Source organism: Bartonella sp. AA74HLJMH (assembly GCF_042197045.1).
GTDB lineage: Bacteria > Pseudomonadota > Alphaproteobacteria > Rhizobiales > Rhizobiaceae > Bartonella.
Genome location: NZ_JBHIRJ010000054.1, coordinates 1 through 3218 on the forward strand (window position 1 = coordinate 1; position 3218 = coordinate 3218).

A 3218-nucleotide genomic window follows, 5' to 3' on the forward strand; every position below is an offset into this window, starting at 1 on the left:
ATAATGGTTGTGATGTTTTGTTCGTTAAGAAGGTTGGCGCGGCTTGATCTGTCCCCAATGGAAAAATCAATAGGGCGTGCAGTTCCCACAATTCCATTGATCACTTTATTGGAAGGAGAATGCCAAAAACCATGGGTAAAATCTATTTTGGCAATGACACCAGCAACCGCTGCACTTGCCGGCTGTTCTACAATTTTTCCATCACGATTCACCTTTACAAAAGGGTCAACTATGATGGCGCGTTTTGAATCAAAATCTTTTGCTGTGCTAAGGGCTGCTTCATCTGTGCTGTTTGGTGCATCAAGCACCACAATAGCACGCAAACGCTCTGCAATGCCAATCAGTTCTGCTGCTACAGGATTAGAGGTTGTACTGATTTCGGCTTTGGCTGTCGCTCCAGTGCCATCCCCTTCAATCGTCACATTTGGGGCGGTTTGATAATCAAAGCCACTGTCCTTAATGACAACAGAAGTTACTTTTCCATCTTTCAGGATTGCTTCTGCTTCTGCCCCGCCGGCAATTTTAACGGTTGCTTGAGTGTAACCGCTTCCTTGGTTTATCACATCAATCTTGCTAAGACTTATAGGGCGTTTGTGTGTAAAGCCTGGAGCGATGAGAATGCGTGGTGTTTGTCCCACAATGGACCCCGCTCCAATCAAAGCATGGACGCCTTCATAAGCGCCATTTGCATTCACACCACCTAGAACATTGGTGAGTGTTGCATTTTCATTGTCACCTTCGTTCACACGCACGACAACAACAATAGCTCCCACTTGCTTGAAAATAAGATCAAGGGCATTGGGTAAGGTACCTTGACGCTTACCCGTTTTATCCAGTTTAGCTGCTTGTGAAAGAGAGCCTGTTACCAAAACTGGCGTATTAAGGGGAAATGCTCGGTCATCGGCATCAGGTGCTGTGCCAACAATCCCGATAACTGCCGATTGTACCGCGCGAAGGGGTCTGGTGCCGTCGTCAACCTCGACAACTTCAACACCGTGTAGAAAACCTGTTGCCATACTTTATGCTCCTTTAAATAAGTGGTGAATGAAAATGAATGGGAAAAATGAGAGGTAAAAAGCCGCTCTTGAGAAAGGTTTGTTTTCAACAAGCACTTTCTTTTTATAAATATCTTGACTTAGTCCCAAAATGGTACTAAGATTGATAAAAATCAGGATACACTTATGAAAATTGTTAAAATCTCCACACTTCAAACTTTTTGGGCTCGATATCCTGATGCTGAACAACCGTTAAAAGCATGGGTAGATGAAGCTAAAAATGCGCAGTGGCGTTCTCCTCATGACATTAAAGAGAAGTATAAAAATGCAAGCATATTAAAGAATAATCGTGTTGTTTTTAATATTAGAGGCAATGATTATCGTTTAGTTGTTTCAATCTTTTATCCAGCAGGTTGGCTTTATATAAAATTTATAGGGACACACAAACAGTATGATGCAATTGATGCTAATACTGTAGAACTAAAGGAATTTAAGAAATGAATATCAAACCACTTCGCACTGAAAGAGATTATCAAGAAGCTTTAGAAATTGTGTCTGCAATGTTTGACAATCAACCTAAAGAGAATACTCCAGAATTTGATCAAATGGAGGTTCTTGTGTTGTTGATTGAAGCGTATGAAGCAGAACACTATCCTGTTTCTCCTCCTCACCCGATTGAAGCTATTAAATTTAGAATGGAACAAATGAACTTAAGTGCTAAAGATCTCGTTCCTGCGATTGGTCATTTAAATCGTGTTTATGAAATCTTGAGTGGTAAAAGAAAATTAACACTGCGCATGATTAAAAACTTGCACCAACAGTTCAATATTCCACTAGAAAGTCTGATAGCTTAGGTTTTATACTAATTTATTTTTTTGAAAGATTTTTAAGGGGTTTCAAAAGGTCGTCAAAGATCATTTAAAGATCCTTTAATATGTATTATTTCTCGTTTTAGAAATCGCAATTTGAGATGATCAACTCTTTAGCTGGAATCGCATTATTTGAGGCGTTACACGAATAAAACGTGTTTACCTTTTTAAAGGTAAATTGACTGAAGGTTTTTCGAACTTCTGGCACATCATTGAGAGACAGAACAAACTTTCCCTTTAATTGTGCAAACAGTGTGGACATCGTCTGGTAATCCTCTCGCTTAAACAAATCCTTGCCATAGCAATTCTCAACGCCCCAATAAGGTGGATCAAGGTAAAACAAGGTCGTTGGCCGGTCATAACGCCTGATAAAATCAAACCAATCTAAATGTTCAATAGTGACACCTGATAAACGCCGGTAAATAAGCTTTAAGAACCCTTCAAGTTTGAAAGAGTTAAACCGTGCACCACGGTGGGGATCAACTCCAAAGGTACGCTTTGCCACCTGCCCACCAAAACTCAACCGCTGTAGATATAAAAACCGCAAAGCTCGCTCTAAATCCGTAAGCGTCTTTGGATCTTGTAACGTAAAACGTTGAAACGCCTCACGGCTGCTAATCTGGAACTCCAACAGATCCATAAAAGGGTGATAATGGCGTTGCAACACCCGAAAAAAAATTCACCACATCGCCTGAGCGATCATTGATGACTTCATATAAGGGAATCAATTTCCGCCTAAAGAATATTCCTCCCATGCCAACAAAAGGTTCGGCATAAGTGCGATGGGGAATGCCTTCAATGATTTTGATAATGGTTTTTGCCAACTTGATTTTGCCACCAACATAAGCGGCAGCTGGTTCTATAGGATCAATAGATTTTAATTTTTCTTTACAAAGTGTATCCATCATTTTTTAACACTCTTTCATCTATAGTAGCCATCTTCTCACTATTTCCAAGTGATAAGAAGTGGCTGCGATGTTGAGTTGAGTTGCATCGGACGGGTTTGTCGCTAAACTGTTCCCGTTGGCTGGACTACCAGCCCAGCCTCTATTTTTTGTTTCTTTCTTTGGTTCGGAGTTTCTAGGATAATTCCTGTGATATATCTGCTTGATTTCTCATAGCGATAGGTTATCAGAGCGGCTTGCCAAGAGCCGTTGATCTCTTTACAAATTTTTTGAAGTAGAAGAGGGGATTAGTCATGATTTCGGGGCATCCCTCTAGAGATAAAGAATGACTTCACTACAGTGCAGCAGAGACTATTCACTTCTGTTGCCATCTTGCTCTCCAAATCAATGAAGAGACTATAACAACCATCATCATGCTCCATAAGCCTGACACTGTCAGTCAAAAAAAG

At 40.5% G+C, this 3218-nt stretch carries 3 protein-coding genes and 1 pseudogene; 2 read left to right on the forward strand and 2 right to left on the reverse strand.

The window, feature by feature from the left end:
- Positions 1-1016, reverse strand: a 1016-nt coding sequence (locus ACFINH_RS09360) for a phage tail sheath subtilisin-like domain-containing protein (RefSeq protein WP_375632868.1), incomplete at its 3' end; no start/stop codon positions are given.
- Positions 1017-1181: 165 nt separating this feature from the next.
- Here ACFINH_RS09360 and ACFINH_RS09365 point away from each other — a divergent pair.
- Together ACFINH_RS09365 and ACFINH_RS09370 are read left to right on the forward strand one after the other, a co-directional pair.
- Positions 1182-1496, forward strand: a complete 315-nt coding sequence (locus ACFINH_RS09365; RefSeq protein ID WP_317993618.1) for a type II toxin-antitoxin system HigB family toxin — start codon at positions 1182-1184, stop codon at positions 1494-1496.
- Entirely contained in the window at positions 1493-1849 is a 357-nt protein-coding gene (locus ACFINH_RS09370; RefSeq protein ID WP_156851753.1) for a type II toxin-antitoxin system HigA family antitoxin, read from the forward strand. Before ACFINH_RS09365 ends, ACFINH_RS09370 begins: the two co-directional genes overlap by 4 nt.
- Positions 1850-1946: 97 nt before the next feature.
- Here the strand turns inward: ACFINH_RS09370 and ACFINH_RS09375 are convergent.
- Positions 1947-2769 (reverse strand): annotated as a pseudogene (locus ACFINH_RS09375) (DNA adenine methylase).
- Positions 2770-3218 lie beyond the last annotated feature (449 nt).